Annotated in this window: 19 protein-coding genes and 1 pseudogene; 11 read left to right on the top strand and 9 right to left on the bottom strand. The window is 73.9% G+C overall.

The genetic code is table 11. The features are described from left to right. Window positions 1-8: 8 nt before the first annotated feature. Together ABZ564_RS08940 and ABZ564_RS08935 are read right to left on the bottom strand one after the other, a co-directional pair. Window positions 9-188: pseudogene (locus ABZ564_RS08940) on the bottom strand (ATP-binding cassette domain-containing protein); the annotation flags it as partial. 92 nt (window positions 189-280) lie between these two features. Continuing rightward, the gene (locus ABZ564_RS08935) at window positions 281-937 is read right to left on the bottom strand and encodes a bifunctional DNA primase/polymerase (protein ID WP_360851878.1); all 657 of its coding nucleotides are present in this window, start codon (window positions 935-937) and stop codon (window positions 281-283) included. Between the two features lie 312 nt (window positions 938-1,249). On the opposite strand from ABZ564_RS08935, the gene ABZ564_RS08930 reads away from it, so the two are divergent. Next, complete coding sequence (locus tag ABZ564_RS08930) at window positions 1,250-2,632, top strand: transcriptional regulator (RefSeq protein WP_360851875.1); 1,383 nt, start codon at window positions 1,250-1,252, stop codon at window positions 2,630-2,632. Between the two features lie 164 nt (window positions 2,633-2,796). After that, window positions 2,797-4,404: a hypothetical protein gene (locus ABZ564_RS08925; protein ID WP_360851873.1), complete on the top strand. Its 1,608-nt coding sequence runs from the start codon at window positions 2,797-2,799 to the stop codon at window positions 4,402-4,404. 45 nt (window positions 4,405-4,449) lie between these two features. Here the strand turns inward: ABZ564_RS08925 and ABZ564_RS08920 are convergent, their stop codons facing one another. Then, the gene (locus ABZ564_RS08920) at window positions 4,450-5,730 is read right to left on the bottom strand and encodes an ABC transporter substrate-binding protein (protein WP_360851870.1); all 1,281 of its coding nucleotides are present in this window, start codon (window positions 5,728-5,730) and stop codon (window positions 4,450-4,452) included. A 174-nt stretch (window positions 5,731-5,904) separates the two neighbouring features. On the opposite strand from ABZ564_RS08920, the gene ABZ564_RS08915 reads away from it, so the two are divergent. Next, entirely contained in the window at window positions 5,905-6,351 is a 447-nt protein-coding gene (locus ABZ564_RS08915; protein WP_360852179.1) for a hypothetical protein, read from the top strand. Between the two features lie 28 nt (window positions 6,352-6,379). Continuing rightward, window positions 6,380-7,258, top strand: coding sequence for a formyltetrahydrofolate deformylase (purU, locus tag ABZ564_RS08910; protein ID WP_360851867.1), 879 nt, complete (start codon window positions 6,380-6,382; stop codon window positions 7,256-7,258). Between the two features lie 37 nt (window positions 7,259-7,295). On the opposite strand, the gene ABZ564_RS08905 is transcribed toward purU, so the two are convergent. Together ABZ564_RS08905 and ABZ564_RS08900 are read right to left on the bottom strand one after the other, a co-directional pair. Beyond that, on the bottom strand, window positions 7,296-8,693 hold the full coding sequence (locus ABZ564_RS08905; RefSeq protein WP_360851864.1) for a zf-HC2 domain-containing protein: 1,398 nt from the start codon (window positions 8,691-8,693) through the stop codon (window positions 7,296-7,298). Further along, window positions 8,690-9,256 carry a sigma-70 family RNA polymerase sigma factor gene (locus ABZ564_RS08900; RefSeq protein ID WP_360851861.1) on the bottom strand — a complete coding sequence of 189 codons (567 nt, stop codon included), beginning with the start codon at window positions 9,254-9,256 and terminating at the stop codon, window positions 8,690-8,692. The genes ABZ564_RS08905 and ABZ564_RS08900 overlap by 4 nt, the downstream gene beginning before the upstream one ends. A gap of 227 nt (window positions 9,257-9,483) precedes the next feature. Between ABZ564_RS08900 and ABZ564_RS08895 the strand changes: the two genes are divergently transcribed. The 3 genes from ABZ564_RS08895 (at window position 9,484) to ABZ564_RS08885 (ending at window position 11,416) form a co-directional block, all read left to right on the top strand. Next, complete coding sequence (locus ABZ564_RS08895; RefSeq protein ID WP_360851858.1) at window positions 9,484-9,858, top strand: STAS domain-containing protein; 375 nt, start codon at window positions 9,484-9,486, stop codon at window positions 9,856-9,858. A 92-nt stretch (window positions 9,859-9,950) separates the two neighbouring features. Continuing rightward, a complete protein-coding gene (locus ABZ564_RS08890; RefSeq protein ID WP_360851854.1) occupies window positions 9,951-10,505 on the top strand; it encodes an EF-hand domain-containing protein in 555 nt (184 codons plus the stop codon). Window positions 10,506-10,921: 416 nt separating this feature from the next. Next, complete coding sequence (locus ABZ564_RS08885) at window positions 10,922-11,416, top strand: ATP-binding protein (RefSeq protein ID WP_360851851.1); 495 nt, start codon at window positions 10,922-10,924, stop codon at window positions 11,414-11,416. A gap of 24 nt (window positions 11,417-11,440) precedes the next feature. Here the strand turns inward: ABZ564_RS08885 and ABZ564_RS08880 are convergent, their stop codons facing one another. Beyond that, window positions 11,441-12,433 carry a helix-turn-helix domain-containing protein gene (locus tag ABZ564_RS08880; protein ID WP_360851848.1) on the bottom strand — a complete coding sequence of 331 codons (993 nt, stop codon included), beginning with the start codon at window positions 12,431-12,433 and terminating at the stop codon, window positions 11,441-11,443. Window positions 12,434-12,537: 104 nt separating this feature from the next. Here ABZ564_RS08880 and ABZ564_RS08875 point away from each other — a divergent pair, with 104 nt between their 5' ends. Continuing rightward, window positions 12,538-13,815 (top strand): MFS transporter, encoded by a 1,278-nt coding sequence (locus ABZ564_RS08875; RefSeq protein WP_360851845.1) that lies wholly within the window; start codon window positions 12,538-12,540, stop codon window positions 13,813-13,815. Window positions 13,816-13,829: 14 nt separating this feature from the next. On the opposite strand, the gene ABZ564_RS08870 is transcribed toward ABZ564_RS08875, so the two are convergent. Continuing rightward, a complete protein-coding gene (locus ABZ564_RS08870; RefSeq protein ID WP_360851842.1) occupies window positions 13,830-14,162 on the bottom strand; it encodes a hypothetical protein in 333 nt (110 codons plus the stop codon). Window positions 14,163-14,305: 143 nt separating this feature from the next. Here ABZ564_RS08870 and ABZ564_RS08865 point away from each other — a divergent pair, with 143 nt between their 5' ends. Together ABZ564_RS08865 and ABZ564_RS08860 are read left to right on the top strand one after the other, a co-directional pair. Beyond that, the gene (locus ABZ564_RS08865) at window positions 14,306-15,628 is read left to right on the top strand and encodes an MFS transporter (protein WP_360851839.1); all 1,323 of its coding nucleotides are present in this window, start codon (window positions 14,306-14,308) and stop codon (window positions 15,626-15,628) included. Window positions 15,629-15,685: 57 nt separating this feature from the next. Further along, a complete protein-coding gene (locus ABZ564_RS08860) occupies window positions 15,686-16,639 on the top strand; it encodes a hypothetical protein (protein WP_360851836.1) in 954 nt (317 codons plus the stop codon). 3 nt (window positions 16,640-16,642) lie between these two features. Here ABZ564_RS08860 and ABZ564_RS08855 read toward each other — a convergent pair whose 3' ends face one another. Then, entirely contained in the window at window positions 16,643-17,833 is a 1,191-nt protein-coding gene (locus ABZ564_RS08855; protein ID WP_360851833.1) for an NAD(P)/FAD-dependent oxidoreductase, read from the bottom strand. Between the two features lie 173 nt (window positions 17,834-18,006). Between ABZ564_RS08855 and ABZ564_RS08850 the strand changes: the two genes are divergently transcribed. Continuing rightward, window positions 18,007-18,789 carry a thioesterase family protein gene (locus ABZ564_RS08850; protein ID WP_360851830.1) on the top strand — a complete coding sequence of 261 codons (783 nt, stop codon included), beginning with the start codon at window positions 18,007-18,009 and terminating at the stop codon, window positions 18,787-18,789. A 6-nt stretch (window positions 18,790-18,795) separates the two neighbouring features. On the opposite strand, the gene ABZ564_RS08845 is transcribed toward ABZ564_RS08850, so the two are convergent. After that, window positions 18,796-19,371, bottom strand: coding sequence for a DUF1707 domain-containing protein (locus ABZ564_RS08845; RefSeq protein ID WP_360851827.1), 576 nt, complete (start codon window positions 19,369-19,371; stop codon window positions 18,796-18,798). Window positions 19,372-19,387 lie beyond the last annotated feature (16 nt).

The following is a 19,387-nucleotide window of genomic DNA, read 5'->3' as shown; positions in this document are numbered from 1 at the left end:
CGATGCCGGTCGGGGCGGAGCAGACCGGTGACCATGGAGAGCGTGGTGGTCTTCCCCGCCCCGTTGGGGCCCACCAGGCCGATGAACCGGCCCGCGGACAGCTCCAGATCGATGCCGGCGACCGCGGTCTGCTCGCCGAACCGCTTCCACAGCCCCTCGACGCGTACCGCGGGCGGTGCCGCACGCGGTGCGCCGGGCTCGCCGGGCCGGTCTGTCGCCTCGTGTTCCGCCCGGTCCGGCGGGTGCGCGCCTTTCGAAGCCCCCGTACGTGGGGGCCGCTCTACGAAAGGCCGCCGCGGGCGTCGGCCGCCACCCGGCCGCAGGCGTACGCGAGCGGGCCGATCAGCTCCTCGACCTCGGGCAGCCAGCGGTTGGCGTTGGTGGGGCACCGGGCCCACTGCACCGCGCCCGCGCCGCCGATCCGGGTGGGCGGCGCGATGACGTACGCGCCCTCGCCGACACCGCGCAGGCCGATCGACACCGCGTTCCACCCGGCCCGGCGCACCAGGTCCTCCGTCTTGGCGGCCGCGCCGGGCAGCACGAAGAACTGCATCCGGCGGTCCGGGGTGCGGGTGACGGGGCCGAGCGGCAGGCTCATCCGCTCCATCCGGGCGAGCGCCAGGAAGCCCGCCGACTCCGGTACGTCGACGGCGTCGAAGGCGCGTCCGGTGGGCAACAGCACGGACGAGCCAGGCAGTCGGGTCCACATCCGGCGGGCCGCCGCGCCGCTGCCGGTGGCCCCGGCCGCCCAGCCGACGCCGGTCGGGTGGGCGCCGGGCGCGGCGCACCGCTCCTCGCCGCACGAGCACCGCCGGCCGTCACCGGACGGCTCCAGCCAGGTGCCGGGGCAGACGTCCCAGTGCCTTTCCTCCGTGTACCGCACGGCGGCGTCGAGCAGCTGCTCCACGCGCTGCCGGGGGAGCTGTGCGGCTTCCATGATTCCGATGGGCTCTTCCACGCCCGGCTCAACTACGGGCTTCACGAAGAGTTACGGCCCTCCGGCGGACGGTTCCGCACACGGGGCGCACGGGTGCACGGGCGGGGGCGCGTGGGAGAGGCACGGGCCCCGGGCGGGTAGCTGGTTACGGGATGTCCGGGCGGTGCGGTTCGGGGCGGCATTTTAGGTACTCGCCGTGACGAATGAGGTGAGTCGCTCGGAAAGTGACCAACACGATGAATCGGCGCATTTCTCAGGCATATGTCGGGCAGTGATCCCGCCACCCATCACTGCGGCCCCAGGGGGATACACATGGCAGCCAGGCCACTCGTCGCACGCCAGCCGAACGAACGGCTCCAGGCGCTCATCCAGGAAGCCGGATGCTCCAACGCGGGCCTGGCCCGCCGCGTCAACATGGTGGGGGCCGAGCGCGGCCTCGACCTCCGCTACGACAAGACCTCCGTGGCCCGGTGGCTGCGCGGCCAGCAGCCACGCGGCCGGGCGCCGGGCACCATCGCCGAGGCGCTGGGCCGCAAACTGGGCCGTACGGTCACGATCGACGAGATCGGGATGGCCAACGGCAAGAACCTCGCGTCCGGCGTCGGCCTCCAGTTCGCCCCCACGGTGATCGGGGCCATCGAGCAGGTCTGCGAGCTGTGGCGCAGCGACGTCGGTCGCCGCGACTTCCTGTCCGGTTCGACGGTCGCCTCCTCCGCCCTCGTGGAGCCCAGCCGGGACTGGCTGATCACCGGTGCGGACCCGCAGGTCGCGCGCGCGGCCGGGTCCCGGGTCGGGATGTCGGACGTGGAGGCGGTGCGGGCGACGACGGCCGCGCTGGTCGACCTCGACCACCGCTTCGGCAGCGGCCACGTCCGCCCGGTCCTGGTGCACTACCTCAACAGCGTGGTGTCCGGGCTGCTTTCGGGCGCGTACCGGGAATCGACGGGCCGTCAGCTGTTCGCGGCGGTCGCCCGGCTCACCGAACTCGCCGGGTACATGGCCGTCGATACGGGCCAGCCGGGTCTGGCCCAGCGCTACTACATCCAGGCCCTGCGCCTCGCGCAGGCGGCGGGCGACCGCGCCTACGGCGGCTATGTGCTGGCCGCCTCGATGAGCCACCTCGCGGCCCAGCTCGGCAACCCGCGCGAGATCGCGCAGCTGGCGCGGGCCGCGCAGGAGGGTGCGCGCGGCCGGATCACGCCGCGGGCGGAGGCGATGTTCTACGCGGCGGAGGCGCGCGGCCACGCGCTGCTCGGCGACGCGCGCGCCTGCCAGGAGGTGGCGGGGCGGGCCGAGGCGGCCCTGGAGCAGGCCGCGCCGGACACCGGGGACGACCCCGACTGGATCGTCCACTTCGACCACGCCTACCTCGCGGACGAACTGGCGCACTGCCACCGCGACCTCGGCCAGGCGGAGGCGGCCGCGCGCCGGGCGAAGGAGTCCCTGGACGGCCACCCGGAGTCCCGCGCCCGCCGCCGCGGCATCGGGCTCGCGCTGCTGGCCACGGCCCAGGTGCAGTTGCGCGAGGTGGAGCAGGCGTGCCACACGGGGACGCGGGCGATGGAGCTGCTGGGCACGGTGCGCTCCAGCCGGGGCGCGGAGTACCTGGAGGACCTCCAGCAGCGTCTCCTGCCGTACGGGGACGAGCCCGCGGTACGGGAGTTCGGCGCGCGCCTGGAGCTCCAGGCGGCCTGAGGGAAACCGGGCGGTGGGCGGGGAGGAGCCTCGACCGCGTCGTGGGAGGGCAGGGTGCTGCGCCGTGTGTCACGGGCGGACCGGGATCACGGGGACTTGGCACACGGCGGCTGTCACCCGATAGCGTGAGCCGACGATTCCATAGTTGACACGTAGGAGTCCCGGTGACACAGAGCGGACAGGGCGACGAGCAGCAGTCCCCTGCTGTACGACCCGCGCACGAGGGTGTCGTGCTGCCCTCGGACGGCGGCGAGCCCTGGACGCCGGGGAGAGCGGCGGACCAGGCGGCCCCGGCCGGCGGCCGGCCGTGGGGGCAGCCCTGGGGCCAGCAGGACGGCGGCGGGCAGGACGCTTACGGGCAGCCACCGCGGCAGCCGTACCAGGCGGACCCGCAGCAGCAGGGGCCGTACGGGCAGCAGCCCGGTGCGTACGGGCAGGACGCGTACGGCCAGGGGCAGCCCGCCCCGTACGGCCAGGGCCAGGGCGGCCCGCAGCCGCCCGCCCCGTACGGTCAGGGTCAGAGCGGCCCGCAGCCGCCCGCCCAGCCCCAGCCGCCTGCCCAGCCGCAGCCGTACGCGCAGCCCCAGCCGTACACGCGCCCGCAGCCGCTGCCGCCCGAGGCCGGGCCCGGCGCGGCTCCCGGCGGTGACGCCGACGCCACGCAGTACATCGCGCCGATCCCGGCGGGCCCGGCCCCGGGCGGGCTGCCGCCGGAGAACCCCGCGGAGTCCACCCGGTTCCTGGGCCGTGTCCCGCAGCAGGGCTTCCAGCAGCGCGGTCCGCAGGCGCCCCAGGCCCCTCAGGCGCCCCAGGCCCCTCAGGCGCCCCAGGCCCCGCAGGGCGGTGCGGACGCCGAGGCGACCCAGTACATACCCCCGGTACCCGGGGGCGCCCCGTACGGCATCCGGCCCGGGACCCCCGGCGAGCGGCAGCCGCCCGCCGAGTTCGACAACCTCTTCCGCAGCGACGAGCCCGAGGGCGCGACGCAGCAGATGCCCCGGTTCGACCCGGCTCAGCCGCCGCCCTACCAGGCGGGTCCGCCGCAGCAGCAGGGCTTCCAGCAGCCGCCCCCGTACAGCGGTCCCCAGGGCGGGCCGCCGCAGGACGAGGGGGACGACGGCGGGCGGCGCAAGCGGTCCGGTGCCGTGCCGCTGATCGCGGCCGTCGTCGTCGGCTGCGCGGTGATCGGGCTGGGCGCGGGCGCGCTGATGAGCGGCGGCGACGATGACGACAAGGACGGCAAGCAGCCGGTGGCGTCCGCGAGTTCACCGGCCGCCGGCGGACCGTCCGAGGGGAAGGAGCAGCCCGCCGCCGACCCGGCGAAGCCGCAGGCCGAGGCGCTGGACAAGCTTCTCGCGGACAGCAACAACAGCCGTGCGGCGGTGATCGGCGCGGTCGAGAAGACCAAGAACTGCATGGCCCTGGACACGGCCGTCTCCGACCTCAAGGGCGCCGCGAAGCAGCGCCGCGACCTGGTCACGCGGCTCCAGGCCCTGACCCTCGACGAGCTGCCGGCCCACGAGCAGCTCACCACCGCGCTCGTCACGGCCTGGCAGGCGTCCGCGGCCGCCGACGACCACTACGCCGCCTGGGCCGTGCAGGCCAAGAGCAAGAAGGTCTGCAAGCACGGCCACGCCCGGACGACCTCGCACACCCAGCAGGCGACCGTGAAGAGCGGTGAGGCCAGCAAGGCGAAGCAGCAGGCGGCCGGGCTGTGGAACAGGATCGCGGAGAAGTACGGCCTGACGAAGCGCGCGGCGACCGCGCTCTGAGAGAGGGGCGCCCCGCCGGACCGGCGGGGCGCCCCTCTCCGGGCCTCAGCGGGTTGCGCTGGCGTCGACGAGGGTCTCGGTGACGTCCACGAAGCCCTTCCGCTCGGCGACCAGCCGCCCGTCCCGCACCACCTGGAAGGTCACCTTGCTGTTGACGATGCGCGGATACGACTGCGAGCCGATCATGTCCTCGTAGCGCCAGCGCAGCACGGGCGTGAGGCCGCCGGTGTCCACACGGACCCCCCGGCTGAGGGCCTTGATGACCTTCGAGGCGGTGATCCGGGACTCGTGCATCGACTCGACGAGCGACTTCAGCGCGGTGTACGCGATCCACGTGGTCTGCACGCCCGTGTCGGCAGGGTCGATCCGGTTGTCGCCGAAGGCGTGCTCGCGGATCACCTTCCGCATCGGGTTCCACCGGTCGTCGCCCGGGGCCGGGTACCAGCCGGTGACGTACGCCCCCTCGAACGGGCTGTCCCGGCCCCCGGTGCGGTCGATCAGCGGCTGTTCGACGCTGCCGAGCACGGAGGCCACCCGCACCCGCGCGCCTTTCGGCTCCAGCCGCCGGAACGAGTCGAAGAAGGTCTCCGTGCGGTCGCCGAGCACGGACGTCACGCACCCGCCGTCCGTGCCCGCTCCGGACAGCGCGCGCTCCGCCTCCGCGTCGTACGAGGTGGCGCCCTCGGCCGCCGGTATGTCGAGCGGCGCGGGCCGCTCGGCGCCCTTGAGACCGGTGTGCAGCAGCCACGCCTGGCTGTCGCCGCCCAGCGTGTCCGGCCGGACCAGGGAGATCCGGTCGCAGTCGGACGCGAGCTGCTCGGCGGTGCCGGCGAGCAGCGCGGACTGGCCGCCGGTCAGCGGGTAGGACGTATAGCTGCGGTACTCCTCCTCGGAGGCCCCGTAGCCGCCGATGTACGGGATTCCGGCGACCTCCAGCGGGGCCAGGAACGCCCGGCCGTGCCGGCTGTAGGAGCCGATGACGGCGACCGCCTTCTCCTTCACGGCCCGGCGGGCGCAGTCGCCCGCACCGGTCGGGGTGTCCTGTTCGTCACAGGTGACGACGCGCAACTCGTGCCCGTCGATCCCGCCGGCGGCGTTGATCCAGCGCCCGTACGCCTGCGCCATCGCGGTCATCCCCGCCATGTTCGCCGCGTCCGGGGCGGAGGCGCCGCTCGGCGCCCAGGTGACGACGGTGACGGGCTCCCTGGAGTCCCCCGAGCCCCCAGGGAGCGCGCCGCAACCGGTCAGCAGCAGAGCCCCCGCCGCCACCGCGCCGGTGAGCGTTCCGAAGGTGCGGGAGGAAGGGGGGCGTCGCCGTCCGGTCATGGCCCCAGAGCTTTCCCGGCCCCGGGTAACGCCGTGGTGTGCCGCCCTCAATGCCCGGTGACGACGCGGTGAACGCCAGGGGCCGGTGAGCGGCGCCGAAAGGGGAACGTACGATCGACAACCGTGCAGCAAGGTTCCGAGAACTCTTCCCGTCGCGGCCGTCGCTCCTCCACCATGGGCGGCATGCCGCTCAACGACCTTCCGTGGTGGCGCTGGCGCAGCAACGTGCGTTCGGCGCTGCACATGCTCTCCGACCCCGTTTTCCACCGCGAGTGCTGGCTGGCCGGCCGGGAGGGGTACGGCGACGTCACCGACGCCGTGTACCGCCTGGTCGAGGACACCTGGCTCGACAACTGGTCCGCCGAGAAGTACGTCGGCACGGTCTTCCGGGACGCCGCCGAGGCCGCCCTCGTCGACGCCGCGGTGCTCCGGGTGCTGCGCATCCTGCACCAGGTGGGAGCGGACGCCCCCGTCTCCGCCTACCTGGAGCACCCGGGCTGGCCGGAGGCCGTCATGGCCGCCCGTGAGGCGCACGTCCTGCTCTCCGCCAACGACGGCGAGGACCCCGACACCCCGCCGCGCTCCCTGGACGTGCTCCGCATTCTGACCAGGACCGCCTGAAGCCGCGTCGTTGTGGCACGCTACGGGGATGACCGTGCCGCAGCCTGCCGAGACCACCCCCGAGCAGTACGTCCTCACCCTGTCCTGCCCCGACAAACAGGGCATCGTGCACGCCGTGTCGAGCTATCTCTTCATGACCGGCTGCAACATCGAGGACAGCCAGCAGTTCGGGGACCACGACACGGGTCTGTTCTTCATGCGCGTCCACTTCTCGGCGGGCACCCCGGTGACCGTCGAGAAACTGCGGGCCAGCTTCGCCGCGATCGGCGACTCCTTCGCCATGGACTGGCAGATCCACCGGTCCTCGGAGCGGATGCGGATCGTGCTGATGGTCAGCAGGTTCGGCCACTGCCTCAACGACCTGCTGTTCCGGTCCCGGAGCGGCGCCCTGCCGGTCGAGATCGCCGCCGTCGTCTCCAACCACCCGGACTTCGCCGAGCTCGTCGGCTCGTACGGCGTCCCCTTCCGGCACATCCCGGTGACCCGCGACAACAAGCCGCAGGCCGAGGCGGAGCTGCTGGAGCTGGTCCGCGAGGAGAACGTGGAGCTGGTCGTCCTGGCCCGCTACATGCAGGTCCTCTCGGACGACCTGTGCAAGCAGCTCAGCGGCCGGATCATCAACATCCACCACTCGTTCCTGCCGAGCTTCAAGGGCGCCAAGCCCTACCACCAGGCGCACGCGCGCGGCGTGAAGCTCATCGGCGCCACCGCCCACTACGTGACGGCCGACCTCGACGAGGGGCCGATCATCGAGCAGGAGGTGGAGCGCGTCGGCCACGGCGTGACCCCCGACCAGCTGGTCGCCATCGGCCGCGACGTGGAGTGCCAGGCGCTGGCGCGCGCGGTGAAGTGGCACGCGGAACACCGCATCCTGCTCAACGGCCGCCGCACGGTGGTCTTCGACTGAACGGCGGCCAGGGCGTGTGGGAAAAGTCCCGCACGCCCTAGAGCCGGCTGAGCGAGGCGGCCGTGAAGAGCACGTCGCGGATCGCCTCGCGGTCCCCGCTCCGGCCGGCCGCCGCGTCCACGGGCGGCACGTGGCCCGCCACCAGCCGGCAGAACTCCACCCCGTCCAGCGCGACCTGCGCCACCGTGTGCTCGGCGGAGCCGAGGGCGGCGGGGGAGTCCAGCGCGACGTACCAGTCGCCGCCGCCCGATCCCTCGATCTCCAGATGCAGCGAGCGCCCCGGCGAGCCGGCCGCCACCAGCTGCCGGGCCGGTCCCGCGAGCCCGGCCCGGCGCCGCACCGCCAGCGCGGCGGGCAGCATCCGGACCGCGAGGTCGATCATCCGGTGCAGATGCCCGGCGGACGGCGGCTCGTACGGATAGTCCACCGCCTTCGCGATGTCCTCCGCGTGCACCCAGCACTCGAAGGCGCGGTCCAGCAGGGCGTCCTGCAACGGCAGCGCGAAGTCCCCGTACGACACGGAGAGCTCCGAGACCCCGCGCCCCGCGAACGACACCGTCCGGATCAGCGTGTGGCTCTGCTCGCGCCATGGTTCGCGGACGGCCCGGGTGGGCGGGAGCCGGGTGGACGCCCAGTACGACTCGGTGCGCGCGGTGGGGGTGAGCGGCGCGCCGGCCGCCGGGTCCTCGAGCCCGAGAGCGGCGCTGACCAGGCCGTCCACGGTCATCAGGTGGCCGATCACCCCGGCGACGGTGGTCCGGCGAGCGGCCTCGCGCTCGCCCTCGAACCACTGCAGCCGCACCGGGGCGTGCCACTCGGCGTCCCCGATGTCCCGCAGCAGCGCGTCGAGCCGCGCCGTCTCGGCGTCGTACGGGGCGGCCCAGTCGGGTACCGGGATCTTCGGGGGCCGCCGGCTCAGGCAGTTCTCCAGCACCCGGGTCCGGAGCAGCGGGTCGAGGTCCAGGCTCCGGTCGGTGTGCAGCAGCCCGACCGCGTCCCGCAGCCGCAGCGCCTCGTCCGCGCAGCGCGCGCACTCGGTGAGGTGCGCCTCGACGGCCTCGGTCTCCTCGGCGGAACACGCGGCGAGCGCCCAGGCCCCGAGGAGGGCCTGGAGCACACGGTGCGGCAGGACGAGGGCGGGCGGGGCGGGCGGCTCGGGCGCGGGCCGCGGCGCGCGTTCCGCTCCGGGTTCCGCCCGAGGTTCCGCTCCGGGTTCCGCTTCCGGGACCGACGAAGGTTCCGCTTCCGGGACCGACGAAGGTTCCGCTTCCGGGACCGGCGAAGGTTCCGCCTCGGCCTTCGGCTTCGGCGGCGGCGGTACGCGGCCGAGGTCGCCGAAGTCGTCGGCGGCGGCGCGGGGCCCCGGTATGCGCCGGGCGCCCCGTACCTCCTCCTCGCGGCCGTCCTCGTCCCGGCCGCCCGCCCCGTCGCTCACACCGCCCTCCCGTATCCGGGCGGCGGGGCGCCCTCCGGCAGCGGGGTCTGGGCGGTGGACAGCAGCTGCAGACCGAGCCGCAGCCGGCGCCGCGCCTCGTCCTCGGTGACCCCGAGGTCCGCGGCGGTCTGCCGGTAGTCGCGGCGCTGGACGTACGCCAGCTCCAGGGCGGCCCGCAGCGGGGCGGGCATGGACGAGACGATGTAGTCGGCCCGGGCCGCCGCGGTGGCCCGGCGCACCCGCTCCTCCAGTTCGTCCGGATCGTCGTCGTCCTCGTCCGCGCCGCGGCGCAGCCGTCGCACGGACTCGCGGTGCGTGAGATGGGCCACCCAGGACCGCATGGAGCCCTGCCTGGGGTCGTAGGCGTCCGGGTTCTCCCAGATGTGGCCGAAGACCTTGCGGGTGACCAGGTCGGCGGCGTCCTCGTCGTCCAGGATGCGGTTGGCCTGGCTGTGGACGAGGGCGGCGAACCGGTCGTACATCTCGCCGAGGGCGGCCGCCTCGCCGCGCGACAGCCGCTGCTGCATTTTGCGGTCCCAGCGGGGTGGTGCTTTTTTGGCCATATGACCCCAACCCTTCCGCCGTCCGCCCCTGTCCCTCTCGTCCTGTCCGAATGTAGTCGGCCGCCCCGGCCGAGCACGCCCCTTTACGACAAGTACGTGCCCCGGACACGCCGTCCTCGCGAGGTCGGTGTTTCGCGAGGGACCTGTGGGGGCAGCCGCCCAAGGAGGAACGCAAACTTCCGGATCACCGGGCTCCCCGGAATCCCCGGAACGAGAGGCCCCGTCGCGTGACCCTGAAAGTCTCGGAGACAGAGCAGGGCGGATGGACCGTGCTGCACATAGGCGGCGAACTGGACCTGCTGACCTCGGCGGCCGTCCGCCAGTCCGTGCACGAGGTGGTCGCCGTGGGCCGCCACGACGTCGTGCTCGACCTGTCCGGCGTCCAGTTCTGCGACTCCAGCGGGGTCGGGGTGCTCATCGCCCTGCGCCGCCTGATGCGGTCCTGCGGGGGCCGCCTGCGCCTCATCCTGCCCGCCCGGGGCGCTGAGGACGCCTCCCACGTCAACCGCGTGCTCGCCGCGCTCGGCGTGCGCCGCTTGTTCGAGGTCTACCCGGACTGGAGCGCCGCCGTCGACGAGGAGGCCGAGCCGCTGACGGCCTGAAACCGCCGTCGCGGCCGGGCTGATGCGGTGCTGTCACAGGGCTGAGCCGCGTAAGTGACACGTGACGCCCGAAGGCGTCGTACGCTCCCCGCATGGACAGCGCAGAGTATGAGCGCAAGATCGCCTTCCGCTTCGCCGCCTTCGACCAGGACGGCAACGGATACATCGATCGCGCGGATTTCAACGCCGCCGCGGCCCGTCTGCTCACCGAGTTCGGCACGACGGCCCGCTGCGACAAGGGGCAGGCGCTCTACAACGGCGCCGAGGCGTTCTGGCAGGGCATGGCGGGCATCGCCGATGTGGACGGGGACCAGCGTGTCACCCGTGAGGAGTTCGTGGGCGGCGCGGTGAAGCGGCTCCGCGACAACCCGGAGCGGTTCGCGGAGATCGCCCGTCCGTTCCTGCGCGCGGCGCTCGCGGTGGCGGCGGGTCCGACGGGCGGCGGAAGGGCGCCGGTGGCCGCCGTGGAGCGGGCGCTGAGGGTGCTCGGGGCCGGCCCGGACGCGGCGGCGTTCGCCGCGCAGAGCCTGGACGTGGACCGGGACGGCGGGGTCGTCGAGGACGACGTGGTGGCCGCGCTCGCGGGGTACGTCACGGTGATCGAGCCGGAGCAGGCGCCTCCCGGGGGTGCTCAGCCCCTGGCGTGACGCAGCGCCACCGCCGTTCATCGAGACCGGCTCGTGTCCTGTGAGCGATTCGTCACGGGGCGGAGTCGGGGCCGGGCTCGGGTACTCTCCGTGGGATGCGAGTGGTTCTGGAACCTGGCGGTCCGGGTGCGGCGTGTGCGGCGCCCCGGGTCCGCGCGAGGTGCGCCGCTCGCGGTCGCCGCAGCGGGGCCGGGCCTGCCGGGAAGGCGGCTCTCCGGCGCGCGCGGCGTCACTGTTCGACTACCCGCAATGTGCGTCGCACAGTATGCACTACGCGTACTCCTTCGCGCTGGAATATGCCCGAAGCGCTTGTTGCGGTGACTGTACGTCAACCATGCTGTCGTGCAAGGGAATCACGTTCCGTGACCCTGAGGAGGCGCGAGGCGATGTGTCCGCCGGTTCGGATGGTGTGAGCGGTGCAGGTGCTTCAGGTTCAGTTGGAGGTCGGGCCCGACCCCGCGGAGGTCGGACGGGCCCGCAGATGGGCGCGCTCACGGCTCGCCGGGTCCGGGGTGCGGGACGACGAGCCGCTGGGCGAGACCCTCATCCTGCTCATCTCGGAGCTCGTCACCAACGCGGTCGTGCACACCGGCTGCCCGGCCGTGCTGCGCATGCTGTTCGGCTCGACGGGCGCGCCGGGTGACGCCGGGACCGTGCGGGTCGAGGTGGCCGACGCCAGCTGCCGCCCGCCGCAGCAGCGGCACGCGCGGGGCGAGGACACCGGCGGCCGGGGCCTGGAGCTGGTCGACGGCCTGGCCGACCGCTGGGGCTGGCAGCCGGAGGGCGCGGGCAAGCGCATCTGGTGCGAGGTCGACCGGCCCGCCCCGCTCGTCCAGGTCCAGCTCCAGCCCGGCGTCCACGGTGCCGCGCAGGGCGCCGGGCCGACGCACGCGGTGCCCCAGGGCGGGTAGCGGGGCGGGGCCGGGGCGCGTGCTTCAGGCCCGGTTCCCGGCCGTCGAGCGGAACGTGCGCCGGTAGACCGTCGGCGAGACGCCCAGCGCGGCCTGGAGATGCTGGCGCAGGGACGTGGAGGTGCCGAAGCCGGCGTCCCGGGCGACCTGGTCGATCGACAGGTCCGTGGACTCCAGGAGCCGGCGCGCCAGCTCCACCCGTTGCCGGGTGAGCCACTGCACGGGGCTGACGCCGACCTCCTCGCGGAACCGCCGGGTGAACGTCCGTACGCTCATCGACTCCTGCCGGGCCATGTCCCGCAGCAGGATCGGCCGCTCCAGTCGGGCCAGCGCCCAGGCCCGCGCGGTCGTCGTCGTGGCGAACTGGGTGTCGGGGACGGGCCGTTGGATGTACTGCGCCTGCCCGCCGTCGCGGTGCGGGGGCACGACGGTGCGCCGGGCGACGTCGTTGGCGACGGCGGTGCCGTGGTCGCGGCGGACCATGTGCAGGCAGAGGTCGATCCCGGCGGCGACCCCGGCGGAGGTCAGGACGTCGCCGTCGTCGATGAACAGCACGTCCGGGTCGACCCGGACGTCGGGGAAGAGCCGCTGGAAGTGGTCGGCGGAGGCCCAGTGCGTGGTGGCGGGGCGCCCGTCCAGATAGCCGGCGGCGGCCAGGACGTAGCTGCCGGTGCAGATGGACACCATGCGGGTGCCCGGCCGGACGTACGCGAACGCGGCGGCCAGCTCGTCGGTCAGCCGGCCCTCGCTGTGGACGGGGCCCAGTTCGTAACTGGCCGGGACGACGACCGTGTCGGCCGTGGCGAGCGCCTCGGGTCCGTGCTCCACGGTGATCGTGAAGTCCGCGTCGGTGCGGACCGGGCCGGGCGGCCGGACCGAGCAGGTCACGACCTCGTACAGTTTCCGCCCCCGGTCCAGCGGTTCCAAGGGCCGCGCGAGCCCGAAGATCCTCTGGGGGATGCCCAGTTCGAAGGGGAGCAGCCCGTCGAGGGCGAGAACGACGACCCGGTGCGGCACAGCGGACTCCCTTCGGCCCGGCAGGGCTCGGTGAAAAGGCCCTAGCTGGTATAGACCATAAGCTGATACATGTCATCGGTGTGAAGGAAAAGTCAGCAGACCCCGTGTGCATTCCCGCCACGGACCACGAGGCCGCCCCGGGCGGTCCGGCCCCCCTCCCGCCTCTGCCGCCCCTGTTCGAGGAGGCCGGCAGGCAGCTCTGGAACCGTAACTTCCGGTTGTTCTTCGTCGCTCGGACCGCCGCCGTCTTCGGTGACGGGATGATCCCCGTCGCGCTCACCGCAGGGCTCCTCGGAGCCGGCCGCCCGGCCTCGTCGGTCGGTTACGCGCTGGCCGCCTGGATGGGACCGCTCGCGGTCTTCGTGCTCTTCGGCGGCGTCCTCGCGGACCGGTTCACGCCGCGCCGCATGATGATCATCGCCGACGTGCTGCGGCTGGTCGGCGCCACCGTGCTCGCCGTGGCCTTCGCCACCGGCAATCCGCCGCTGTGGTCGGTGTACGCGCTGAGTTCGGTGGCCGGTGTCGGGGCGGCGCTGTTCCAGCCGGGCGTGGCGTCCACCGTGCCGCGCGTGGCGTCGGACGTCCAGCGCGCCAACGCCGTGCTGCGCGTCTCCGAGGCGCTGATGACCATGGCGGGCCCGGCCTTCGCGGGCGTCCTCGTCGGCCTGGCGAGCGCCGGCGCGGTCTACGCGGCCAACGCCTCCACCTTCCTGGTCTCCGGGGCCTGCCTCTTCCTGCTCCGCCTGGCCCCGGCCCCCTCGGACGAGGCTCCGCGCGGCTCGTTCCTGTCCGAACTCGTCGACGGCTGGCGCGAATTCACCGCACGCAGCTGGCTGTGGGGCGTCATCGCCGTCTGGACGGTGTACGGCTTCGCCGTGCTCGGCCCGATGCTCCCGCTCACCGCCGTCCAGGTCACCGAGGCGCACGGCTCGGGGACGTACGGCGCGATGATGGCGGTGAACGGCGCGGGCAGCGTCGTGGGCGGCCTGCTCGCGCTGCGGCTGCGCCCGCGCCGTCCGCTCGCGGCGGGCGCCGTCGCGCTGACCGGGGTGTGCGGGAACCTGGTCGCGCTGGGCCTCGGACTGCCCGTGGCCGCCCTGGGCGCAGGGCAGTTCGTGGCGGGCGCGGCCTCCGCGTTCTGGCTGGTGATGTGGTCGACGACGGTCCAGACCCACGTACCGCCCGAGTCCCTGAACCGCCTGCACGCGTACGACGTCGCCGGATCGCTGCTGATGGTCGCGGCGGGCCGGGCGCTGGCGGGCCCGGTCGCGGACCGGCTGGGCACGGGCGAGGTGCTGATCGCCGGAGCGGTGATCAACCTCGCGGTGGTGGGCGTCCTGCTGACGGCCCGCCCGGTCCGCCGCCTGGAGCGGATCGGCTGACCCGGGCCGGGGCACTACTTGTTGCGCGCCCGCTCCTCGGACTGCTGCATCTCGATGACGCGCAGGACGTGTGCGCTGGTCTGCCGGCGCACGCTTCCGGCGACGAGCAGCCCCGTACCGGCCACCGAGAGCGGCGCCGAAATCCCCAGCAGGGTCAGCTGCTTGGGCATGGTGGTGTCCATCTCGCAGATGGACGAGGCGCGGAAGCAGTACATCCTGTCCTCCGAGTCCCCGATCAGGAAGCCGACCCGGACCCACAGTGCGCAGGCGATGAGCAGGAACAGGGCACCCCAGCCCTGCATCAGCGACGACCCGTGGTTGAAGCGCTGGCGTTCGGCCCACTGCATGGAGTTCCCCCGAGGACATGGACGGTACGGCGTGGCCAGATCGTACGCGCATACGAGTGGCGCCGGGGTGGTGGCCCGATTCCTGCGAACCGTGTCCCTCGGGCCACTCGTGGGGAGGAGGCCCGCGACCGGATGCTGGGCGCGTGAATCCGACCACCGAGAGCGCCGCCCCCCTCGCCCCGCCGCCGAACGCCCCTGAAAAGCACCGCCGTCGGCGCGTCCACCGCGCCTGGATCGTCGCCGCCGTCACCTTCGTGACGATCATCGGCGGCGCCGCCTTCAACTCCCTGCCCGGACTCCTCTTCGACCCGCTCCAGGACGAGTTCGGCTGGTCGCGCGGCCAGATCGGGCTCGCGGTCTCCGTCGACATGGCGCTGTACGGGCTCACCGCGCCGTTCGCCGCCGCGCTGATGGACCGGTTCGGCATCCGGCGGGTGGTGGCCGTGGCGCTGAGCGCGGTCGCGGCCGGGGCGCTGGCGAGCGTGTGGATGACGGCCGCCTGGCAGCTGATGCTCTACTGGGGCGTCCTCGTCGGGCTCGGCACCGGCTCGATGGCGCTGGCGTTCTCCGCGACGGTCACCAACCGCTGGTTCGTGGCCCGGCGCGGCCTGGTCACCGGCGTCCTCACCGCCGCCGGGGCCTCCGGGCAACTGGTCTTCCTCCCGCTCTGCGCGTGGATCGTGGACCGGCACGGCTGGCGCCCCGCGTCGGTCACGGTCGCCCTGGCCGCCCTGGTCGTCGTCCCGTTCGTGTGGCTCCTGATGCGCGACCACCCGGCCGACGTGGGGCTCGCCCCGTACGGCGGCGCGTACGCCGAGAAGCCCGCCCCCGCGCGCGGGGCGGCGGGACGGGCCGTGCGGGTCCTGTTCGACGCGGCCCGCACGGGACCGTTCTGGCTGCTCGCCGGGTCCTTCGCGATCTGCGGCGCCTCCACCAACGGCCTGATCCGTACGCACTTCGTGCCCTCGGCGCACGACCACCACATGCCGATCACCGCCGCCGCCTCGCTCCTCGCGGTCATCGGGATCTTCGACATCATCGGCACGGTCTTCTCCGGCTGGCTCACCGACCGCTTCGACGCCCGCCGGCTGCTGGCGGTGTACTACGCGCTGCGCGGGGTCTCGCTGCTGTTCCTGCCGTTCCTGATGCAGGCCACCGTCGAGCCGCCGATGGTCTTCTTCATCGTGTTCTACGGCCTGGACTGGGTCGCCACGGTCCCGCCGACGCTGGCCCTGTGCCGGGAGCAGTACGGGGAGGACAGCGCGATCGTCTTCGGCTGGGTGCTGGCCTCGCACCAGGTGGGCGCCGCCCTGGTCGCCTTCCTCGGCGGGGTGGCGCGGGACACCTTCGGCACGTACGACGTCGTCTGGTACGCGGCGGGGGCGCTGTGCGGGGTGGCGGCGCTGATGGCGCTGGTGATCCGGCGGGTGCGGGGGGCCGCCGGGGCGGCCGTACCGGCGGGGTGACCCCTGCGTCCCCGCGTGATCCGGCGAGGGCGAGAATGCACGCGGAGGGGGGTTCGCATGTCGAAGAACACCGCGTGCGTACGGGAACGGGCCGAGGAGTCCGGCAGCCCGCCGTCCCTGTGGACCGCCCGGGCGATCGTGTCCGGGGCGGCCGCGCTGTTCGTGGGAGCGGAACTCGCCTTCGAGGTGTACGGCTTCGCCGAGCTGGCCATGGAGGCGCCCACCCAGCCGGACGGGCCCGCGAGTGCGCTGCTCATGCTGCCGTTCCTGATGTGCTTCGGGGGTCCGTTCGCCCTGCTGGGGAGTCTTCTGCTGGCGCTGCCGACGGTGTCCACGGCTCGTTGGGTGAGCGCCCGGACGACCGGGGCGGACACCTGGTGGTGGGTGCCGGTCGTCGCCGTGGTGGCGGTGAGCGCGGTCGTGGCGGCCGTCGCCGTCGTGTGGCATCCGGGGCCCGGCATGCTGGCCCTGACCTGGCTGACGAGCGCGGTGCTGCTGGCCGGGGCCGCCCTCCTGGCGCGGCACGCCTCCCTGCACGGGCGCCGGCTCCTGCGCGTCTTCGGATACGGGGCGCTGGCGGGGGTGGCGATGGCCGGCCTTGCCGGGGCCGCCTTCGGGACGGGGCTGGTCACCGAGTACCGCCCGCCGGAGGTCGACGCGGCCCGGCTGGTGGGTACCTGGTCGGACGGGCGGGGTGGTGTTCTGCGGCTGGCCGCCGACGGCACGGCCCGCGCCGAGGGCCTGACGGACCATGAATCCGCGTACGAGGACGACGCGGACGCGGGCCGTGCGAAGTACCGCTGCACGGGCCCGGGCACCTGGGCGTACGAACCCGGGAACGCCACGACCTGGGACCAGCGCCTGAACGTGAGCATCGAGCGCTGCGGCTTCGATGACTTCAACGAGTACGTCGACTCCGGCTGGCTGATCAGCGGTACGCCCGAGCGACCGAAGCTGGTCCGCCTGTACGGCGACCTCGATGCTCCGGGGATGTACACCCTCACCCGCTGACCCTCAACGCCCCCGCCGGGCCACCCGCTTCGCGATCCTCTCCGCGTCGCGGGCCAGTTCGCGGAGCATGCCGCTGATGGGGTTGGTGAAGCCGGTGAAGTACAGGCCGGGGGCCTGCTTCGGGGCGCGGGGACCGTGGACCACCGGGCGGCCCCGGTCGTCCAGCACGCCGAGGTGGCCGACCAGCGGTTCGAGGGCGCGGCGGTAGCCGGTCGCGGCGATCACGGCGTCCGGGGTGGCCCGGGTGCCGTCCGCGAGGACCACCGCGTCCTGGTCGAAGGACTCGACCGCCGCCACCGGGACGACCCGGCCGCGCTTCACCGCGTCGATCAGGCCGACGTCCTGGACCGGGATGGCGCCCTCCTTGACGCGGGAGTACAGGCCCGTGTCGGGGCGGGGCAGCCCGTGCTCGGCGAGGTCCGGCACGGCCGCGCGGGCCATCAGGCGGCCGGCCCGGTCCACCAGGGCCACCGGCAGCCGGCGGACCAGGATGCCGGTCGCCTGGGCGGGCCAGCCCGCCGTGGAGCGGCGCACGAGGTGCGGGACGGTGCGCACCGCGAGCCGTACGCGTGACGCCCCGCCCTCCACGAGGTCGACGGCGATCTCCGCACCCGTGTTGCCGGCGCCGACGACCAGGACGTCCCTGCCCGCGTACGGGGCGGGGGAGCGGTAGGCGGCGGCGTGCAGCAGGTCGCCGGTGAACGTGTCGCGGCCGGGCCAGTCGGGCAGGTGCGGGGTGTGGTTGTAGCCGGTGGCGACGACGACGGCGCGGCCGGTCAGTTCGCGGCCCCCGCTCGCGCTCAGCCGCCAGCCGGTGCCGTCCGCCGCCCGGTCGAGGCGGGAGACCTCGACGCCCGTGATCACTTCCAGCTCGTGGTGCTCGGCGTACTTCTCCAGGTAGCGCACCACGTCGTCCCGGGCGACCCAGCGGCCGAACTTCCTCGGCATCGGCAGACCCGGCAGCGCCGACCAGCGCCGGGTGGTGTGCAGGTGCAGCCGGTCGTAGTGGGTCCGCCAGGACGCGCCGACGCTCCCGGACTTCTCCAGCACGACCGCCCGGACGCCCCGTGCGCGCAGGGCGGCCGCGGCGGCCAGTCCGCCCGGGCCGCCGCCGATGACGTAGACGGGGCGGTCCTCGGTGAGGTCGGTGGGGGCCGGGGAGGTGCTACCGGCGGCAGGTGCGCTGTCGGACATGGATCGGAGCGTAATCGCGTGACTCCTTGATGGGTCTCGGTCAAGACCGGAATCGATTGCGAATTGATCACGCTCGAACGCGGGTGCGGTGCACGGCACCCGGTCGCCGAACTCCGTTCCCCCGGTGGGACGCTGAGGGGTCCTGATCCGTACGTCCGCGAGGGAAGCATCCGTTGAGCACCGGCAGTTACTACGAACGCATCGACGCCCACCACTTCAAGCCCACCGCGCACGCGAGCGGCGCCTGGAGCACGGACGAGGTGCACTTCAGCCCGTTCGGCGGGCTCCTCGTCCACGCCGTCGAGCGGCATCTCGCCCAGCGGCCCGGCGAGCGGCTGCTGCTGTCGCGGATCAGCTTCGACATCCTCGGCCGGCTCGCCCTGGACGAGTGCGAGATCCGGGTCGAGACCGTCCGCCCCGGCCGCACCATCGAGCTGGTGGAGGCCGTCGCCCTCATCGCGGGCCGCCCGGTCGTGCGGGCCAGGGCCTGGTCGCTCGCCCCCGTGGACACCGCCGCCGTCGCCGACGGCGAGGACGGCCGGCTCACCCCGCCGGAGGCGCTCGCGCCCTGGCCGATGGGCGACCTCTGGCCGGGCGGCTACGTCGCCTCCCTCGACGTCCGCCCGCTCGCCGCGCCGCTGCCGGGCCGCGCGGCCGCCTGGCTCTCCACGCCGCTCGACCTGGTCGCGGGCGAGACGGCCGGGCCGCTGGCCTCGTACGTGGCGCTCGTCGACACCGCCAACGGCATCGCCGTGCGCGAGAAGCCCACCGAGTGGATGTTCCCCAACGTCGACCTGACGATCCATCTGCACCGGCAGCCCGAGGGCCGCTGGACCGGGCTCGACACCACGGTCGTCTTCGGGCCCACCGGCCAGGGCCTCACCAGCACGGTCCTGCACGACGTCCACGGGCCCGTCGGCCGGGCGGAGCAGATCCTCACCGTCCGCCCGCTCTGAAGGGCGTCAGGGCCGCTTGCGGCGTTCGCGGAGGCCGGGGCGGCGGATGCGGACGCCGCCCGCGCCGCAGGAGCCCGTGATCCTCAGCAGCGGCGCGCCCGGCGCCCGGTCGCCCGAGATCCTGGACTTCAGGCCGCCGAACGCCAGGTCCAGCGCGTCCGTGTCCACCGCCCAGCCCTCGGGCACCACGATGCGCACCCCGCCCATCTGCGCGTCGACCTCCACCTCGACCTCGCCCAGCCGGCACTCGGCCCGGCTGAAGTCCAGCAGGGCGCCGCCCAGGCCGCCCGAGACGACGATGCGCGCGGGCACCTTCCAACTGCCCGTCCGCCGCACCTTGTGCATGCCGCCGCGCAGGGTCAGCGGCTCGCCCGCCTCCACCGCGACCGGGCCCAGGTCATCGGTGAGCGGGACGAGTTCGCCGTACGTCTTCGCCGTCAGGGCCAGCTCGAGCCGTTCGTTCAGCTCGTCCAGGTCGATCCGCCCCTCCGCCGCCGCTTCCCGCAGCTGCTCCACCACCGCTTCGCGGTCGGCGTCGGATGCCCGCATGCGGGCGGCGGATCGGGCGGGCTCAGTAGTCATGCGCCTGATGATACGG

The organism is Streptomyces sp. NPDC019224 (assembly GCF_040632605.1).
In the GTDB taxonomy this organism is placed as follows: Bacteria; Actinomycetota; Actinomycetes; order Streptomycetales; family Streptomycetaceae; genus Streptomyces.
Note: the sequence above shows the minus strand (reverse complement) of the source record. Positions and strands in the feature narration are given on the sequence as shown.

What these genes read in the sequence shown, in the direction of transcription:
- ABZ564_RS08935 (WP_360851878.1), bottom strand. Translation starts at nt 937, where the DNA reads ATGGAAGCCGCACAGCTCCCCCGGCAGCGCGTGGAGCAGCTGCTCGAC.
- ABZ564_RS08930 (WP_360851875.1), top strand. Translation starts at nt 1,250, where the DNA reads ATGGCAGCCAGGCCACTCGTCGCACGCCAGCCGAACGAACGGCTCCAG.
- ABZ564_RS08920 (WP_360851870.1), bottom strand. Translation starts at nt 5,730, where the DNA reads ATGACCGGACGGCGACGCCCCCCTTCCTCCCGCACCTTCGGAACGCTC.
- ABZ564_RS08890 (WP_360851854.1), top strand. Translation starts at nt 9,951, where the DNA reads ATGGACAGCGCAGAGTATGAGCGCAAGATCGCCTTCCGCTTCGCCGCC.
- ABZ564_RS08900 (WP_360851861.1), bottom strand. Translation starts at nt 9,256, where the DNA reads ATGGCCAAAAAAGCACCACCCCGCTGGGACCGCAAAATGCAGCAGCGG.
- ABZ564_RS08855 (WP_360851833.1), bottom strand. Translation starts at nt 17,833, where the DNA reads ATGTCCGACAGCGCACCTGCCGCCGGTAGCACCTCCCCGGCCCCCACC.
- ABZ564_RS08870 (WP_360851842.1), bottom strand. Translation starts at nt 14,162, where the DNA reads ATGCAGTGGGCCGAACGCCAGCGCTTCAACCACGGGTCGTCGCTGATG.
- ABZ564_RS08860 (WP_360851836.1), top strand. Translation starts at nt 15,686, where the DNA reads ATGTCGAAGAACACCGCGTGCGTACGGGAACGGGCCGAGGAGTCCGGC.
- ABZ564_RS08845 (WP_360851827.1), bottom strand. Translation starts at nt 19,371, where the DNA reads ATGACTACTGAGCCCGCCCGATCCGCCGCCCGCATGCGGGCATCCGAC.
- purU (WP_360851867.1), top strand. Translation starts at nt 6,380, where the DNA reads ATGACCGTGCCGCAGCCTGCCGAGACCACCCCCGAGCAGTACGTCCTC.
- ABZ564_RS08915 (WP_360852179.1), top strand. Translation starts at nt 5,905, where the DNA reads ATGGGCGGCATGCCGCTCAACGACCTTCCGTGGTGGCGCTGGCGCAGC.